Source organism: Enterobacter sp. CPE_E890, assembly GCF_046521475.1.
Lineage (GTDB): Bacteria > Pseudomonadota > Gammaproteobacteria > Enterobacterales > Enterobacteriaceae > Enterobacter > Enterobacter adelaidei.
Window position 1 is genome coordinate 76880 of the sequence record NZ_JBKFZW010000002.1, and the last position, 16891, is coordinate 93770.

The following is a 16891-nucleotide window of genomic DNA, read 5'->3' on the forward strand; positions in this document are numbered from 1 at the left end:
GTATTTTTGCCATAATAGACACAAGGTGTCTGATATTCGATTTAAGGTACATTTTTATGCGACTTTTTGGTTACGCACGGGTCTCAACCAGTCAGCAGTCCCTAGATATTCAAATTAGAGCACTTAAGAACGCGGGGGTAAAAGCCAACCGTATTTTTACGGACAAGGCATCGGGAAGTTCAGCTGCCAGGGAAGGACTTGAGCTGTTGCGCATGAAGGTGGAAGATGGAGATGTCATTCTGGTGAAGAAGCTAGACCGTCTTGGTCGTGACACTGCCGATATGATTCAACTAATAAAAGAATTCGATGCCTTGGGTGTGGCAGTCCGATTCATTGATGATGGGATCAGTACCGATGGAGAAATGGGGAAGATGATCGTCACAATTCTATCAGCAGTGGCACAAGCAGAACGTACTCGCATCTTTGAACGAACAAATGAAGGAAGAATTGAGGCCAAGTCTAAAGGAATTAAATTTGGCAGAAAACGGAAAATAGACAGGAATAAAATAAAATTTATGCATGATAAAGGAACTGGAGCAACTGAAATAGCTAAGCATATGGGTATTGCGCGTTCAACCGTATATAAAATTATCAATTCAGAACGTTCACCAATCAATGATTGATTATCTTACAACTGACAAGGTGGAATTGTGAGAACATTTGTTATAATTTGGACGATAGCTTTCATTGCGGTAATTGCTGTAATGTGTACAGTGGATCTTTCATTATATGTACCTTCAATTTACACCGTATTTAATAAAAACAAACCTTTAGTAACTGGTATTATATATATACTACTAATATCTATTTTTATATGGCTAATTGTAGCGTTATATCTTTTAAAAAAATACTCATTTAAAGTAGAGAAATTAAGTTTAGGCGGCGTTAATGTTCTGTTCAATGAAAGTGGTACGTTATATCGCAAAAGTATAAAAAATCATCTGGATTCAAAAAGAGCTATCTTTAAGTTGAAGAAAAATGTGGACGCATTCGATGAAGTTATCTCATCATATTATCAGACATATCAATTTATTAGAGATGAAATGAAACTATTGAATCCAAAAAAAGACAATGAGTTATATAATATTAGCAATGATATGTTAATGGTGTTAAATAAATTTTTAACTAAAAATCAAAATAATTATAAAAGATGGTATAAATATATATCAGATAAGGATGAAGTTATTGATGTTATAACTAATACACCATTAAAAGTTCACCTGACGCCTATAAATAAAATACAAAAGCAATACTATAACTACAGTAAAATATGTAACGATTTTAAAGTAGTAAATGATTTTTTCACATCACGGGTTCAACAAACATTTAACGTGAACACCACCAAATGGGATTGGTAACAAGTAAAGGGGAGTATCATACTCCCCTTTACTGTTTCTGCTAGCCATTACGCATTCTCATTGGGGTAGAAAAAACGTATTCGCACTTATCTTTATCTTGATATGTTAACTCAATCATTTTTCTAAGGTTTTCTGGGTTATTGTGTATCTGATCCCAGTTGACTATTGATATATATGACTTTTCACTCATCAAGTTATCGATAACTCTTTCAGGCATATATGGATATATTTCTTTATATGTTGTTCTGTCGTTGATTGTTATCCACTCGGTTATATTAGGATGAAATTCATTTTTTTCATTTTCACCATGACTGGCTCTAATGTTGTTTGTCCCTGTTGAAGGAAGATTTATAATAAAAATACCTGATTTGCCGTTTCTGGGACTATCCCTCATGGATGAATATAATTCCCAATCAACATGCTTTCTATTTTTAGTCTCAGTCCCAACGAGTAAAATAAGAGCGGATGTATCACGTAAATATTCATCCCTTATTATTTCTCTGATCTTTTGAGGTTCTTCTTCTTCATCAATGTCACCAAGTGATACCGAGCGATTCACAAAAATATCAAAAACATCATTCATTTTTTCAAGTTCGTTTTTGTACCATTGGTCATTAGCATGGTGGTAACTGATGAAAACTTTGTGCTTGGTCACGCTTTTTCCTCATTTATTCTCTGGTTTACGGATTTTACATCTTCATCCATACCGAGTAAAAGTCTTATAATTTATTTTTTCACACTAAGAGATACTCTCAACCACTGGATACAGTATAATCAGGAAGTGGCTACATTCTTCCAATTCAAATGAAGAGAGCAGACTTACATGCAATTCATCCATAATGATCTTGGTCAAAGAAAAAGAGGGGAGATTGTTGAAATCACCCTTACCAGTGGTGCAAATGTTAGACTAATGGATAGTTCTAACTTCAGTAGTTATAAGAATGGCCGACGACATTCCTACATTGGTGGGTTAGCAAAGCGCTCCCCCATAAGGTTACAGATCCCTTCATCAGGCCATTGGCATATTGCTGTAGATATGCAGGGATTAAGGGGGAGTACCAGGGCTTCTGTTCGCGTTCTTCCAGGGGTTCTTCCTGAAATTCAGGATAGGCCGTTAAGCGAAGTTCCTAGTCTGGTAAGAGATAACAGACCACCGTCAACAGCACAGAGCAACGAGATACATGACGTATTTATTTCGCATGCCTCAGAGGATAAAGATGATTTTGTTCGCTCTCTGGCAAACTCATTAATCAGTCACGGCCTTAATGTATGGTATGACGAAATGACGTTAAGAATTGGTGACAGCCTGAGACAAAAAATAGACAAAGGTTTAGCAAACAGTCGTGTTGGGTTAGTAGTTTTGTCTCCGGCGTTTATAAGCAAAGGTTGGACAAATTATGAACTTGATGGAATCGTCACTCGTGCTATTTCTGGTGAGCAAATATTGCTTCCCATATGGCATAATATTACAAAACAAGAAGTTGTCGATTTTAGTCCATCATTAGCAGACAAAGTTGCTCGTAGTACTGCAACTCATACAATCGATGAAATTGCTCATGAGATAGCCGAGCTACTGCATTCTCGTGGTTAATGTTTATCGAAATTCAAATAGCAAAACAAAAGGATCAATCAGCGATCCTTTTTTTATTTTTATGAATATCAATAAATTACATTCTTAACGTACGTTTTCGTTCCATTGGCCTTCAAACCCCGATCTTTAACGTCACTCAAAAGCTTATCATTATTTGTAAATAATAATTTAGCGTTTCCAGAATGATCCAAGTATTCTTTTAGTTTACGAGAATCTATACTACGGATTGTATCATTATCAGGAACCTCATAAACTGAGACTTCATAATTATGACCTGATGACTCATGGACTTTGGTTAAAAATTTCATTTGATTTATTGCTTCATCAAAACTGTCTTCAATAAAGCAAGAATTACTTAATTCTTCATAAACAACATGCACTACCGGAGATGATGATTGTACAGAAACCAATACAGATTGCGCATTAAATTTTCTAACGGATTCGGTGAAATCACCAATTACCGCATCACCGGGAAAATCGTCGACCGTTGTCCAGAAATCTGACGTCACAAGCTTCAGTTCGATTTGGACTATCTCGCTCCTGATTTGCCGACAGGTGTCGTAATTATCTGCACGCTGATTTGGCACTGTTGCAAAGTTAGCGATGAGGCAGCCTTTTGTCTTATTCAAAGGCCTTACATTTCAAAAACTCTGCTTACCAGGCGCATTTCGCCCAGGGGATCACCATAATAAAATGCTGAGGCCTGGCCTTTGCGTAATGCACGCATCACCTCAATACCTTTGATGGTGGCGTAAGCCGTCTTCATGGATTTAAATCCCAGCGTGGCGCCGATTATCCGTTTCAGTTTGCCATGATCGCATTCAATCACGTTGTTCCGGTACTTAATCTGTCGGTGTTCAACGTCAGACGGGCACCGGCCTTCGCGTTTGAGCAGAGCAAGCGCGCGACCATAGGCGGGCGCTTTATCCGTGTTGATGAATCGCGGGATCTGCCACTTCTTCACGTTGTTGAGGATTTTACCCAGAAACCGGTATGCAGCTTTGCTGTTACGACGGGAGGAGAGATAAAAATCGACAGTGCGGCCCCCGGCTGTCGACGGCCCGGTACAGATACGCCCAGCGGCCATTGACCTTCACGTAGGTTTCATCCATGTGCCACGGGCAAAGATCGGAAGGGTTACGCCAGTACCAGCGCAGCCGTTTTTCCATTTCAGGCGCATAACGCTGAACCCAGCGGTAAATCGTGGAGTGATCGACATTCACTCCGCGTTCAGCCAGCATCTCCTGCAGCTCACGGTAACTGATGCCGTATTTGCAGTACCAGCGTACGGCCCACAGAATGATGTCACGCTGAAAATGCCGGCCTTTGAATGGGTTCATGTGCAGCTCCATCAGCAAAAGGGGATGATAAGTTTATCACCACCGACTATTTGCAACAGTGCCATCAATCGAATGGGGTCGGCATGAGACTGAACACCATCCAGTTCCCGACCGCGTAGCCGCCTGTCCTGCCGATCAGGTCTTGACCATCGACGCCTGGGATCAGTCCTGAATGTTCTTGGAGACCACTACGTTATGAGCCGCAGCCGCCGCAAAACACCCATCGTCGGGCACACGACCTGCGGCAGCGAGCGCGAGGACAAGAAGCTCTGGCATCAGCGCTGGCGCACCCGTGAGCGCACGGCGCTGACCAGCGCGTCGCCCGAAGCCCTGAGCGCCCATCTGCCCCTGCTGGAAAACCAGGCCAGCAGCGTCTGGTCGATGGGCAAGGATGGCCGCTCTACTGGCCCGTCAAGCGCCAGGCCGCCACGGCGGATCGCATCGCCAATCACAAGGGACGCAACCCGCAAGAACGCGCCTCCCTGAAAAAGCGCCTGCTGCGCAAGTGGATGAGCAAATGAAGCTCTCCTTCCATCAGCACATTGCGCTGTTCTGGATGATCGGTGCTCCGGGCGTCTTCGCGCCCGTGATCGAGAACGCCAAGCGGCCCGATGCCGGCGCCGTCATGGCGTGGGGTGTCGCGATCGTGGCGGTGATGATCCTCTTCACCCCTTTGCTGCTGCGCTGTCCACCATTCCGGCGCTGGTATGGCCGGACGGATGCGCTGTCGGAGCGGCAGCGCCAGGCGCTTGCCGAGCGCGGCCTGCGCCGCTACTACCAGACCGCTTTCGATGACGGCTACGTGCCCCGCGTGATGCCCTACGTGTGGCGCATCATCTGGACGGTCGGCGGGTTGATGGCTGTGACCGCCGTACTGCCTACCAACACCGGACGGCCAGCCTTCGATGCCTTGGTGGTCTTCTCGACCTGGTATCCGATAGGCGTGATGCTGCTGGTTTTCGCGTCGAGGCCCCTTGGCCGGTTGATTCGCCAAAGAGCACAGGAGCGGCGGAAATGAGCACGTCAACCATCGAGGCGCTGGCCAGCGCCTGGGCAAGGATTGCCGAGGAAGCGGAATTCCCCGCTGACTACGAGGGGACTGCCACACCACAAGCGCATCGGGCTAGCGAAGCTATTCAGGAGCAGATTCGGGAGCGCATCGTCGCCACCAACGACATGCGGCTGTTCAGCCTGCTGCACCTGCTGGGTCAGGCGTCGCTGCGCATGGAGCAAGCGCTGTGGCCGGAGGATTACGAGCGGATGACGCGCGAGGTTGAGGAAGCCCTGCGGCAAGCCACCGACGCCAACGCCAGATCGTACACCCACGAAGAAGTGATGCAGGCGATGCAGGAACGCATCGACCGGGCGCGAGACAAGCCATGTTGATTGGCTATGCGCGCGTCTCGACGCAGGATCAGAACCTGGAGCTGCAACGCGAAGCCTTGAGCAAGGCCGGATGTAAAAAGGTCTTCGAGGACAAGGTGAGTGGCACGCGGGCAGACCGGCCTGGCTTGGCCAAGACGCTCGAAATGCTGCGCGAAGGCGATACTTTGGTCGTCTGGAAGCTCGACCGGCTGGGCCGGTCGGTCAAGCAACTGGTCGATCTGGTCGGCGATCTGCACAAGCACGGTGTCCAGTTCAGGAGCCTCACCGACTCCATCGACACCGGCACACCATCCGGGCGGTTCTTCTTCCACGTCATGGCGAGCCTTGCCGAAATGGAGCGCGAGCTGACCGTCGAGCGCACCCGCGCCGGGCTGGAAGTCGCCAAGCAGCTCGGCCGCAAAGGCGGCCGCAAGCCGAAGATGACCGACAGCAAGATCGAGTCGGCCAAGAAGCTGCTGGCCAGCGGGGTGCCGCCCAAGGACGTGGCCAAGAACCTCGGCGTGTCCATTCCGACGCTGTACCGCTGGGTGCCAGCCTCCACGCACGCTTAGCGTGCTTTATTTAATGAGATGGTCACTCCCTCCTTCCCAGTACTATGCTGAGGACAGGCTTTCATTCGGAGAACCATCATGGAAAACATTGCGCTTATTGGTATCGATCTGGGTAAGAACTCTTTCCATATTCATTGTCAGGATCATCGTGGGAAGGCCGTTTACCGTAAAAAATTCACCCGACCAAAGCTAATCGAATTTCTGGCGACATGCCCGGCAACAACCATCGCGATGGAAGCCTGTGGCGGTTCTCACTTTATGGCACGCAAGCTGGCAGAGTTAGGGCATTTTCCAAAGCTGATATCACCGCAATTTGTCCGCCCATTCGTTAAAAGCAACAAAAATGACTTCGTTGATGCTGAAGCTATCTGTGAAGCAGCATCACGTCCATCTATGCGTTTCGTGCAGCCCAGAACCGAATCTCAGCAGGCAATGCGAGCTCTGCATCGTGTCCGTGAATCCCTGGTTCAGGATAAGGTGAAAAGGCACTGTTGCAAAGTTAGCGATGAGGCAGCCTTTTGTCTTATTCAAAGGCCTTACATTTCAAAAACTCTGCTTACCAGGCGCATTTCGCCCAGGGGATCACCATAATAAAATGCTGAGGCCTGGCCTTTGCGTAGTGCACGCATCACCTCAATACCTTTGATGGTGGCGTAAGCCGTCTTCATGGATTTAAATCCCAGCGTGGCGCCGATTATCCGTTTCAGTTTGCCATGATCGCATTCAATCACGTTGTTCCGGTACTTAATCTGTCGGTGTTCAACGTCAGACGGGCACCGGCCTTCGCGTTTGAGCAGAGCAAGCGCGCGACCATAGGCGGGCGCTTTATCCGTGTTGATGAATCGCGGGATCTGCCACTTCTTCACGTTGTTGAGGATTTTACCCAGAAACCGGTATGCAGCTTTGCTGTTACGACGGGAGGAGAGATAAAAATCGACAGTGCGGCCCCGGCTGTCGACGGCCCGGTACAGATACGCCCAGCGGCCATTGACCTTCACGTAGGTTTCATCCATGTGCCACGGGCAAAGATCGGAAGGGTTACGCCAGTACCAGCGCAGCCGTTTTTCCATTTCAGGCGCATAACGCTGAACCCAGCGGTAAATCGTGGAGTGATCGACATTCACTCCGCGTTCAGCCAGCATCTCCTGCAGCTCACGGTAACTGATGCCGTATTTGCAGTACCAGCGTACGGCCACAGAATGATGTCACGCTGAAAATGCCGGCCTTTGAATGGGTTCATGTGCAGCTCCATCAGCAAAAGGGGATGATAAGTTTATCACCACCGACTATTTGCAACAGTGCCCTTTCTTTCGCTCGGCCCGGTCGAGTTTAGTTCCTGAACCTGTTTCCTTAAATATTCCCACCACGTCGTAGCCGGCACGGCCGGCGAAGGCTCGCAGATCAAATTCCTGGCGTTCACAAGACTGATCCGCTGTTGAAACCCGGCAGTAAATGGCGGCACGATGTCCCAATTGAACCCTCCTGGATTTTTGTATCGGAACGCCCTGATTTATATGGGCTGGCTGTTGTCCAAAACAGACTATACTTCAAAAGGGACGAATTTGTATGTCACGACGCCATATTTTCACCGAACGGCAGCGAGCAGCGCTGTTCGATCTGCCCACGGACGAACTGTCGCTACTGAAGTTCTACACGCTGGGCGATGATGACCTGGAAAACATTAGGCAGGGCACTGTTGCAAAGTTAGCGATGAGGCAGCCTTTTGTCTTATTCAAAGGCCTTACATTTCAAAAACTCTGCTTACCAGGCGCTTTTCGCCCAGGGGATCACCATAATAAAATGCTGAGGCCTGGCCTTTGCGTAGTGCACGCATCACCTCAATACCTTTGATGGTGGCGTAAGCCGTCTTCATGGATTTAAATCCCAGCGTGGCGCCGATTATCCGTTTCAGTTTGCCATGATCGCATTCAATCACGTTGTTCCGGTACTTAATCTGTCGGTGTTCAACGTCAGACGGGCACCGGCCTTCGCGTTTGAGCAGAGCAAGCGCGCGACCATAGGCGGGCGCTTTATCCGTGTTGATGAATCGCGGGATCTACCACTTCTTCACGTTGTTGAGGATTTTACCCAGAAACCGGTATGCAGCTTTGCTGTTACGACGGGAGGAGAGATAAAAATCGACAGTGCGGCCCCGGCTGTCGACGGCCCGGTACAGATACGCCCAGCGGCCATTGACCTTCACGTAGGTTTCATCCATGTGCCACGGGCAAAGATCGGAAGGGTTACGCCAGTACCAGCGCAGCCGTTTTTCCATTTCAGGCGCATAACGCTGAACCCAGCGGTAAATCGTGGAGTGATCGACATTCACTCCGCGTTCAGCCAGCATCTCCTGCAGCTCACGGTAACTGATGCCGTATTTGCAGTACCAGCGTACGGCCCACAGAATGATGTCACGCTGAAAATGCCGGCCTTTGAATGGGTTCATGTGCAGCTCCATCAGCAAAAGGGGATGATAAGTTTATCACCACCGACTATTTGCAACAGTGCCAAAAATACCCTCAGCAATTAGTGTACTGAGGGTATTGTTAACCATCCGTAGGATCGTTCAACTGATCAATGCCTTAACTGATCGGTGTTATCCCGATTGGGAGGCTTTACAAAATAGCTCATTTTTATCTTACGCTTGCGCTTTCTTAGGCAAAGAAAAGTGCAGTAAGGCATAGCCAAGTAATGCTGCTGTCGTAGAACCCATTAAGATACCGAGTCGAGCATAGGTATCAAATTCAGGACTTACATTTCCGAACGCTAAAGAGGAAATGAAGATAGACATTGTAAAGCCAATACCACACAACACAGATACCGCAAAGATATGCTTGAAGTTAACGCCTTCAGGTAACTTAGCAACGCCCATTTTTACCGCTGCCCAGCTAAAGGTAAAGATACCTAGAGGCTTACCAACCAGTAGACCCAAAGCAATACCGAGTGGCAGCATTGAAGTTAGACCTGACATCGATACGCCTTCTAACGAAATCCCCGCATTGGCAAATGCGAATAGAGGCAGAATACCAAATGCCACGTATGGGTGAAGCGCGTGCTCCATATGTTTAAGTGGAGAATGTTCGCCCTGCTTTCCCTTTAGTGGGATAGCAAAACCAATCACTACACCTGCCAATGTTGCGTGAACACCAGATTTAAGCACCGCGAACCATAAGATCGCACCGACGATCATGTATGGCGTAAGTTTTGTTACTTCCTTCGCATTCAACATGAATAGGACACCAGTCATGATGAAGCCAACAAGCAACGCCATGGTCGACAGGTCACCGGTGTAAAATAGCGCGATAATAACAACTACACCTAAATCATCGATGATAGCAACCGCCAGCAAGAACACTTTTAGGCTTACTGGTACACGCTTACCTAATAACGCCATGATACCTAAAGCAAAAGCGATATCTGTCGCCGCTGGAATTGCCCAACCAGAAATCGCCTCAGGATCGTTGGCATTAAAGGCTACGTAAATAAGAGCAGGAGTTAATATACCGCCAACCGCTGCAATCGCAGGGAAAATTGCGGTTTCTTTTGATTTTAACGCACCTTCAAGCAGCTCTCGCTTAACTTCAAGGCCAATGAGTAAGAAGAAAACAGCCATTAGGCCGTCATTAATCCAGTGAGAAACTGACATACCAAATACATAAGTATGCAGTACAGATTGATAAGTTTCGCCCAGCGGTGAGTTAGCAATGGTCATCGCAATTGCCGCGGCAATCACGAGAAGAATACCACCAGCTGATTCCATTTTGAAAAAGTCACGAATGACATCGTTCATGGTTTCGTCCTTATATTTATTATCTTAATAAACGATTAACAAAGAATGATAAGAGTGTATAGCGGTCGAAAACTTTAGAATAATTGAATCGCCACGGATAATCTAGACACTTCCGAGCCGTTGATTGGACTGACCCCACGCCCGTAGACAAATTCTGTCCTCACGACGAGGCCTGTTCGAAGGCCTCCGGACTGACGCCGCCGAGGTGACTGTGGCGCCGGGCCCGGTTGTAGAACACTTCAATGTAATCGAAGATATCCGCCCGGGCTAGATCCCGGGTTTTGTATATTCTCTTCCTGATGCGCTCTTTTTTCAGTGAACTGAAGAACGATTCGGCCACCGCATTATCCCAGCAGTTGCCACGCCGGCTCATGCTCGGGACCAGGTTATTAGCCCGGCAGAAGGGTGATGCTGCCAACTTACTGATTTAGTGTATGATGGTGTTTTTGAGGTGCTCCAGTGGCTTCTGTTTCTATCAGCTGTCCCTCCTGTTCAGCTACTGACGGGGTGGTGCGTAACGGCAAAAGCACTGCCGGACATCAGCGCTATCTCTGCTCTCACTGCCGTAAAACATGGCAACTGCAGTTCACTTACACCGCTTCTCAACCCGGTACGCACCAGAAAATCATTGATATGGCCATGAATGGCGTTGGATGCCGGGCAACCGCCCGCATTATGGGCGTTGGCCTCAACACGATTTTCCGCCATTTAAAAAACTCAGGCCGCAGTCGGTAACCTCGCGCATACAGCCGGGCAGTGACGTCATCGTCTGCGCGGAAATGGACGAACAGTGGGGATACGTCGGGGCTAAATCGCGCCAGCGCTGGCTGTTTTACGCGTATGACAGGCTCCGGAAGACGGTTGTTGCGCACGTATTCGGTGAACGCACTATGGCGACGCTGGGGCGTCTTATGAGCCTGCTGTCACCCTTTGACGTGGTGATATGGATGACGGATGGCTGGCCGCTGTATGAATCCCGCCTGAAGGGAAAGCTGCACGTAATCAGCAAGCGATATACGCAGCGAATTGAGCGGCATAACCTGAATCTGAGGCAGCACCTGGCACGGCTGGGACGGAAGTCGCTGTCGTTCTCAAAATCGGTGGAGCTGCATGACAAAGTCATCGGGCATTATCTGAACATAAAACACTATCAATAAGTTGGAGTCATTACCCTAATCTGGTAAACACCAGCGGTAGGAATTTGATTCAGACGCGCCTCATTGAGAAAAACGGGCACTATGAATTTGACTGGCATGATTTCAGCGAGAAACTCAAGCAGTGCAAAATGTTTTTGTTCCCTTCACCGCATAATCCAGGTGGAATGGTGTGGTCGCGGGAAACGTTGGAAAAAATAAGCCACTATTGCCAGCAGGCAGGCGTCATCATTCTGTCTGATGAAGTGCATAGTGATTTAACCCTGCCAGGAAAGCGCCATTTGCCGTTTTTTACTGTTGATGAAGCGCCAGATAGTCGGTCAATCGTGCTTACTTCCATCAGCAAGACCTTCAATACGGCGGCGATCCAGGGCGGAATCGCCATTATTAAGAATGATGAATTACGCCATCAGTTCTACCACTTTCTGGATAACTGCTACCTTGCCGAGACGCATTCATTACAGCAGGCGGCCATTTATAGCGCTTTTACCCATTGCGCCGACTGGCACCAGAAATTATTGGTCTATCTGGCCGACAATGTAGCGTTTGTAAAAAGTGAAATCGAAAAGTACTGTCCCTTGATTTCCATTGTGTATGGCGGCGCGTCGTATCTTCTGTTTCTGAATGCGGAAAAAATGGATCTCAGCGATGAGCAGCTAAGCGCTTTTTTTGTGCATGACGCCAGGCTTGGCCTGTCACCTGGGGCGCAATACGGTCCCGGTGGAGAGGGGCACATGAGACTCAACGTGGGCTGCCCCCGCCCGGTACTGGTAGAAGCGATGAACAGGCTAAAAGCGGCATACCAGAAATGGCAGAACGCATAGCGTACATCACACGATTTGCCCTGCCACGGTGGGGCAAAATTATCCAAAGATGTTGCTGAACTGCTATAAAGTCTTTCTCTTCTGTCGGCTGGTGTTAAACTGGAAAGTGTGATCTTCATCATAACCTGCTTAAACAGAGACAAGAGACACTGCTATGCAACATATCATCGAGGGCTTCCTCAACTTCCAAAAAGAGATTTTCCCTCAACGCAAGGAACTCTTCCGCAGCCTGGCATCCAGCCAGAATCCTAAGGCACTTTTCATCTCCTGTTCCGATAGCCGCCTGGTTCCAGAACTCGTTACTCAGCAAGATCCAGGACAGCTTTTCGTTATCCGCAACGCCGGTAATATCGTACCGTCATTTGGTCCGGAACCAGGTGGTGTATCCGCAACCATCGAATACGCGGTTGTCGCACTTGGCGTAACGGATATCGTCATCTGCGGTCACTCCAATTGTGGCGCGATGAAAGCCATTGCCGATAGCCAGCCCCTGGATCCGATGCCCGCTGTCGCTCACTGGCTGCACTATGCCGATGCCGCGAAAGCCGTGGTCGATAAAAAAACCTGGGATAACCCAATCGATAAAGTTAACGCCATGGTGGAAGAGAACGTTATCGCACAGCTTAACAACATTAAAACGCATCCTTGTGTCGCGGTTGGGCTGCGCAATAATGCGCTTCGTCTGCACGGTTGGGTGTATGACATCGAAAGCGGTGAAATCCGTACCCTGGATAAAAACAGCAAAACCTACGTTTCCCTTGCAGATAACCCGCAGGTGCATTTCGAGTAATTCCCCCACTGGAGCAAGGATGCTCTGGACATCTCCTCTCCCTATTTCTGTTAGTGGACAAAACAGGGGCTTGCGACTAGTTTTAAAGTAGCCACTGGTGTTCCACATCGGTTTTCGCACATTTATACAACATTGCGGCAGGCTCATTCACTGAGTCGCAAACAGCTGTTCATACATGGTGCAGACGATAAAAAGGAGCAGGTGCAGATGCAAACAAAAATAAAAAGAATAATGGATAAGTTATTTTATCATGAGTCGTGGGACATCATGCTTATTAAGGATAATGGTACACACTCATTCCCCGACAACACTCTGGAGATATTAAGCAAATCCACTGCGCAGCAGTTAAAAAAGAAATATACATTTCAGGCCGATCCTTTTCTGATTGAAAAAGACGATAAACTGTATGTTTTCTATGAAGCTCTTAGCTTTCGCAACTCAAAAGGCACGCTACGATGTCGCGTTCTAGACCGTGAACTGGTTGAACTTGAAGATATTAGGCTTGAAGGCTTTGACGACTTAAAGTGTCATTTGTCATTCCCTTATCTGATACATATCAACGATCAACTCTTCATGATCCCCGAGTCTTCAGAAAGAAAAGAGGTAATACTGTTTCAGTCAATTGAGTTCCCTGCACGCTGGAAGCAAGTTAAAGTTTTAATCTCTGATACCGAATTAACTGACAACGTATTTATCTCAGTTAATGAAACCTGTTATCTGTTGTCCACCACGATGGATAACGAAATAATTATTCATTCCGCAGATCATATTTATGGACAATGGCAGCGGATTACCCCCTCATTAAAGGTGAGCAATCCTCATCATCGAGGTGCAGGTGCCTCCTATCAGGTCGAAAATAAAATGTACTTCCTTACACAGGAGTGCACACCTGAAACTTATGGAAAATCAATCTATATCAAAGAATTAGTGACACTAAACGACGCTAATTTTGCTGAAACTCTGATCGAACAAATCAATTCGTCGATCAACCACAGTGACGGCGTCCACACGCTGAACTTCTCAAATAACTATATTGTTTATGATACAAAAGTTAATAAGTTCAGTCTGTTGGCAATCTTTAAAAAAATAGCATATAAATGTATGATAAAATACAGAAACACTTACCTTACCCGGCAAAATAACTGATTCACTGGATTCTCGGGTGGCATTGGTAGAAAATCGCTCGGGTTTATAGCATTTTTCTGGAGTCTGTATGGCAATTCTTGTCACTGGTGGTGCAGGTTATATTGGTTCACATACTGTGTTAACGCTACTGGAAAGAGGCGATGATGTCGTAGTCATCGATAATCTGGCGAACGCCAGCAGAATCTCGCTGGACAGGGTCGCGGAACTCACCGGAAGAGAGCCCACTGTCTATATCGCCGATGTTCTCGACAGGCAGGCATTAAAAAACATTTTCGCCGACCATAACATCACCGATGTCATTCATTTTGCGGGACTCAAATCGGTTTCAGAGTCGATAAAAGAGCCCCTCGCCTACTATGAAAACAACGTCACCGGTACGCTGGTTTTGCTGGATGAAATGCTGGCTGCAGGCGTTAATCGTTTCATTTTTAGCTCATCTGCCACGGTATATGGTAATCCAGAAAGCGTACCGCTGAGCGAGCAATCACCTACGGGCGGCACCACTAATCCGTACGGCACCTCTAAGTTGATGGTCGAACAAATTCTGGCCGATTTCTCACGTGCACAACCCGATTTTCGCATTACCTGCCTGCGCTATTTCAACCCGGTTGGCGCCCATCCATCGGGTCGGATTGGTGAAGATCCTAACGGTATCCCTAATAACCTGGTTCCGTATATCTCCCAGGTCGCGATTGGTAAGCTGGAAACCGTATCGGTATACGGTAATGATTATCCAACCCCTGATGGTACCGGTGTGCGTGATTATATTCACGTCATGGATCTGGCGACCGGTCATTTAGCCGCGCTGGATTGCCAGAACAAAGGCGCGGCTCACAAAGTGATTAATCTCGGTACTGGAGTCGGGTATTCCGTACTTGACCTCATTGAGGCATTTGAAAAAGCGGCACAGACAAAAATTAATTATCAGTTTGTCGCCAGAAGACCCGGAGATATTGCCGAATGTTGGTCTGACCCATCGCTGGCATACAAAGAGCTAGGTTGGAAGGCCATCTATAACCTTGATGAAATGATGCGTGACACCTGGAACTGGCAAAAAAATAACCCGAATGGGTATCAAATTTAATGTTCTCAGCAGCGAGCCTGACCGTCAGGCTCGCTGCTGTGTCTGACTAGCGTACCGTTATTGTTGACACCCGGTACCAGCCGCTGCTCTGTTTCCCTTCATTGGCAAAGTTAATTCTCGCCGCACCCGACTTATCCAGCATCGCAACCTCAATCGCGTATTGCCCTTTCGCCAGTCGGCCTGGCATAGATAACGCATAACTGACCTGATACTTACCGGGGAGCCAGCGGCGAATATCCTCCGCGGAATTCCCCTGTGCCACCACCTTATTGGCGCTGTCTACGACCCGGAATGCCAGCATGTATGGCAGATAAATCGGTGCGATACCCTCATTGTACCAAGTACTGTTTAATGTCAGCGTTTGTCCACTGTCCCACACGGGCTCATGGCTCAGGGACGCAAGGCGAAATCGATAGCCCAATTTGGTCAGCGCATTGTCGACAATCGGTCGATAGTCGCTGGGTATCGTTCTCGATTTCAGGTTAATGGTACTGGCGTGCTGCTTGACCGCCCAGTCAAAAATCCCCTGCACTTCAGCACGTGTATAGTGAAAGGTGTTCTTCCAGTCCTGCATATACGAGCAGATCTCCAGACTCACCGGCGCACGTTTCCAGACGTCGTTGAACCCTGAATAACTCTGCTGCGCAGCCAGCAATCGCTGCGGGTAATCATCAGCCATATGGTTCCAGGTGTCCGAAAATACGCGCAGGTCCCCCCAACAGTCCGCACGCCACCCAGCCCCACGCGCCACCGCATTCGCCAGACTTTGACCGCCGCTTATCAGCATGGTTTTTGGCGTCACCGGAAAAGCAGAAAAGTGCATCGCGACGTAGCGATCCAGTTGCGCCGTGGTGTATCGCTCCAGTAATGGCTTCAGGTTCGGGAAGTTGCTGTTATGCCATTCTCCCCACGATCCCACCATGCCAATATCAACAAACGCGAGATTCTCATTACCATCGTAGCGTTTACCAAATGCGTTCAACAGACGCTGGCTGTATTCAATAAACAGAGGATCGTCTAAATCCGGGGCAAATGTCTTTTTATCCGGCGTCCAGGTTCCTTTCACACCTTTTTTAATCAGCCAGTCAGGTATTTGCGAACCGCTTTCCGGCTCTGCCAGAGCCATAAATCGTAGCCCGACATTCATCGCAGGACGATGTGCCGCCGCGTATTTGAAGGCATCATCCACCAACGCAAAATTGTACTGGCCTTCGACTGGCTCCAGATCCCGCCAGTAAAAACGCTCGTATTCAAATCCGGTATTGGGATAGTCCGCCAGCCCCAGCGTTTCACCATATCCCTGATGAAAACTTGCCACGCCAATCCCCGGATTGGTTAACGGGCCCGTCAATGCTTTGGGGGTAACGGTCGTCAATGCGGCCATAACCGTCAGCGGGAAAAACATGCACAACAACGCACAAACCCATTTACGCTTCATCGCAATGACGTCCTCCACCAATTTGTTAACGCTAGCGGTCTTTCAGGCTTAACCACCAGTCCCAGATACCTACGTGAAAATTTTGGAACACATCAATACCTAACGCGGATTTGATCATATACAGCGTCAGCAATATGCAGCAGGTGACGAATAGCACGGCAATCAGCAGCAAAAAAGTGAGCAACATTCTCGACAGGGTTGATTCCTGGCGATGCTGGCGGCGTAAATCTCTGCCAAACAAAAAAACCAGATAATAACGCTTACTGAAAAAAGGAAAGCTTCTGCGAATATCGATCTGATGCCGCGAAGTCAGGGTTGTAGCAAGGAGCGCTTTTTCCACCCCTTCTTTTTGTTCAGGGGTCAATTCCTCCGCTATCCGCTCATCAAGGTGAGCGTAAAACCGTTCGATGGCAGGAGGACGATTTTGAGGACTGGTCAA

17 protein-coding genes and 7 pseudogenes are annotated in these 16891 nt (G+C 48.0%); 14 read left to right on the forward strand and 10 right to left on the reverse strand.

The genetic code is table 11. From position 1 onward, the window contains the following. The first annotated feature begins 56 nt into the window (after positions 1-56). On the forward strand, positions 57-623 hold the full coding sequence (locus ACLHV9_RS24910) for a recombinase family protein (protein ID WP_004098835.1): 567 nt from the start codon (positions 57-59) through the stop codon (positions 621-623). A gap of 27 nt (positions 624-650) precedes the next feature. Next, a complete protein-coding gene (locus ACLHV9_RS24915; protein ID WP_001258875.1) occupies positions 651-1358 on the forward strand; it encodes a hypothetical protein in 708 nt (235 codons plus the stop codon). A gap of 40 nt (positions 1359-1398) precedes the next feature. On the opposite strand, the gene ACLHV9_RS24920 is transcribed toward ACLHV9_RS24915, so the two are convergent. Further along, positions 1399-2013 (reverse strand): TIR domain-containing protein, encoded by a 615-nt coding sequence (locus ACLHV9_RS24920; RefSeq protein WP_000160641.1) that lies wholly within the window; start codon positions 2011-2013, stop codon positions 1399-1401. 168 nt (positions 2014-2181) lie between these two features. On the opposite strand from ACLHV9_RS24920, the gene ACLHV9_RS24925 reads away from it, so the two are divergent. Further along, complete coding sequence (locus ACLHV9_RS24925) at positions 2182-2949, forward strand: DUF1883 domain-containing protein (protein WP_001159650.1); 768 nt, start codon at positions 2182-2184, stop codon at positions 2947-2949. A gap of 68 nt (positions 2950-3017) precedes the next feature. Here ACLHV9_RS24925 and ACLHV9_RS24930 read toward each other — a convergent pair whose 3' ends face one another. Together ACLHV9_RS24930 and ACLHV9_RS24935 are read right to left on the reverse strand one after the other, a co-directional pair. After that, positions 3018-3578: a hypothetical protein gene (locus ACLHV9_RS24930; protein ID WP_410397570.1), complete on the reverse strand. Its 561-nt coding sequence runs from the start codon at positions 3576-3578 to the stop codon at positions 3018-3020. Between the two features lie 5 nt (positions 3579-3583). Continuing rightward, a pseudogene (locus ACLHV9_RS24935) lies at positions 3584-4289 on the reverse strand (IS6-like element IS26 family transposase). A 195-nt stretch (positions 4290-4484) separates the two neighbouring features. On the opposite strand from ACLHV9_RS24935, the pseudogene ACLHV9_RS24940 reads away from it, so the two are divergent. The 5 genes and pseudogenes from ACLHV9_RS24940 to ACLHV9_RS24960 form a co-directional block, all read left to right on the forward strand. Beyond that, a pseudogene (locus tag ACLHV9_RS24940) lies at positions 4485-4810 on the forward strand (hypothetical protein). Then, positions 4807-5307 (forward strand): hypothetical protein, encoded by a 501-nt coding sequence (locus ACLHV9_RS24945; RefSeq protein WP_003100856.1) that lies wholly within the window; start codon positions 4807-4809, stop codon positions 5305-5307. Before ACLHV9_RS24940 ends, ACLHV9_RS24945 begins: the two are co-directional and overlap by 4 nt. Further along, positions 5304-5675: a hypothetical protein gene (locus ACLHV9_RS24950; RefSeq protein ID WP_003100853.1), complete on the forward strand. Its 372-nt coding sequence runs from the start codon at positions 5304-5306 to the stop codon at positions 5673-5675. Before ACLHV9_RS24945 ends, ACLHV9_RS24950 begins: the two co-directional genes overlap by 4 nt. Beyond that, on the forward strand, positions 5669-6226 hold the full coding sequence (locus tag ACLHV9_RS24955) for a recombinase family protein (protein WP_003100847.1): 558 nt from the start codon (positions 5669-5671) through the stop codon (positions 6224-6226). The genes ACLHV9_RS24950 and ACLHV9_RS24955 overlap by 7 nt, the downstream gene beginning before the upstream one ends. A gap of 78 nt (positions 6227-6304) precedes the next feature. Next, positions 6305-6709: pseudogene (locus ACLHV9_RS24960) on the forward strand (IS110-like element IS5075 family transposase); the annotation flags it as partial. 53 nt (positions 6710-6762) lie between these two features. On the opposite strand, the pseudogene ACLHV9_RS24965 reads toward ACLHV9_RS24960, so the two are convergent. Both ACLHV9_RS24965 and ACLHV9_RS24970 read right to left on the reverse strand, forming a co-directional pair. Further along, positions 6763-7466 (reverse strand): annotated as a pseudogene (locus tag ACLHV9_RS24965) (IS6-like element IS26 family transposase). A gap of 46 nt (positions 7467-7512) precedes the next feature. Continuing rightward, complete coding sequence (locus ACLHV9_RS24970; RefSeq protein ID WP_259282347.1) at positions 7513-7698, reverse strand: recombinase family protein; 186 nt, start codon at positions 7696-7698, stop codon at positions 7513-7515. Between the two features lie 94 nt (positions 7699-7792). Here ACLHV9_RS24970 and ACLHV9_RS24975 point away from each other — a divergent pair. After that, positions 7793-7909, forward strand: a pseudogene (locus ACLHV9_RS24975) (DUF4158 domain-containing protein); the annotation flags it as partial. Positions 7910-7967: 58 nt separating this feature from the next. Here the strand turns inward: ACLHV9_RS24975 and ACLHV9_RS24980 are convergent. The 3 genes and pseudogenes from ACLHV9_RS24980 to ACLHV9_RS24990 all read right to left on the reverse strand — a co-directional run. After that, positions 7968-8672 (reverse strand): annotated as a pseudogene (locus ACLHV9_RS24980) (IS6-like element IS26 family transposase). A 192-nt stretch (positions 8673-8864) separates the two neighbouring features. After that, on the reverse strand, positions 8865-10016 hold the full coding sequence (gene nhaA, locus ACLHV9_RS24985; RefSeq protein WP_001000602.1) for a Na+/H+ antiporter NhaA: 1152 nt from the start codon (positions 10014-10016) through the stop codon (positions 8865-8867). Positions 10017-10176: 160 nt separating this feature from the next. Beyond that, a pseudogene (locus tag ACLHV9_RS24990) lies at positions 10177-10419 on the reverse strand (IS3 family transposase); the annotation flags it as partial. Between the two features lie 56 nt (positions 10420-10475). On the opposite strand from ACLHV9_RS24990, the gene ACLHV9_RS24995 reads away from it, so the two are divergent. The 5 genes from ACLHV9_RS24995 to galE all read left to right on the forward strand — a co-directional run bounded on the left by ACLHV9_RS24995 (position 10476) and on the right by galE (position 15014). Then, positions 10476-11173 (forward strand): IS1-like element IS1B family transposase gene (locus ACLHV9_RS24995; protein WP_095033700.1). Its coding sequence is split into 2 segments (ribosomal slippage): positions 10476-10725 and positions 10725-11173, totalling 699 coding nucleotides; the frame shifts between segments, so codons are not numbered across the junction. A 44-nt stretch (positions 11174-11217) separates the two neighbouring features. After that, positions 11218-11994 carry an aminotransferase class I/II-fold pyridoxal phosphate-dependent enzyme gene (locus ACLHV9_RS25000; protein WP_262420194.1) on the forward strand — a complete coding sequence of 259 codons (777 nt, stop codon included), beginning with the start codon at positions 11218-11220 and terminating at the stop codon, positions 11992-11994. 154 nt (positions 11995-12148) lie between these two features. Then, on the forward strand, positions 12149-12784 hold the full coding sequence (locus ACLHV9_RS25005) for a carbonic anhydrase (RefSeq protein ID WP_003826059.1): 636 nt from the start codon (positions 12149-12151) through the stop codon (positions 12782-12784). Positions 12785-12991: 207 nt separating this feature from the next. Next, positions 12992-13930, forward strand: a complete 939-nt coding sequence (locus ACLHV9_RS25010) for a hypothetical protein (protein WP_045899690.1) — start codon at positions 12992-12994, stop codon at positions 13928-13930. 67 nt (positions 13931-13997) lie between these two features. Further along, on the forward strand, positions 13998-15014 hold the full coding sequence (galE, locus tag ACLHV9_RS25015; protein WP_045899691.1) for a UDP-glucose 4-epimerase GalE: 1017 nt from the start codon (positions 13998-14000) through the stop codon (positions 15012-15014). Between the two features lie 46 nt (positions 15015-15060). Here galE and ACLHV9_RS25020 read toward each other — a convergent pair whose 3' ends face one another. Further along, positions 15061-16452, reverse strand: a complete 1392-nt coding sequence (locus tag ACLHV9_RS25020) for a DUF4832 domain-containing protein (RefSeq protein ID WP_407221223.1) — start codon at positions 16450-16452, stop codon at positions 15061-15063. Between the two features lie 31 nt (positions 16453-16483). Continuing rightward, positions 16484-16891 carry a hypothetical protein gene (locus ACLHV9_RS25025; protein ID WP_003826052.1) on the reverse strand — a complete coding sequence of 136 codons (408 nt, stop codon included), beginning with the start codon at positions 16889-16891 and terminating at the stop codon, positions 16484-16486.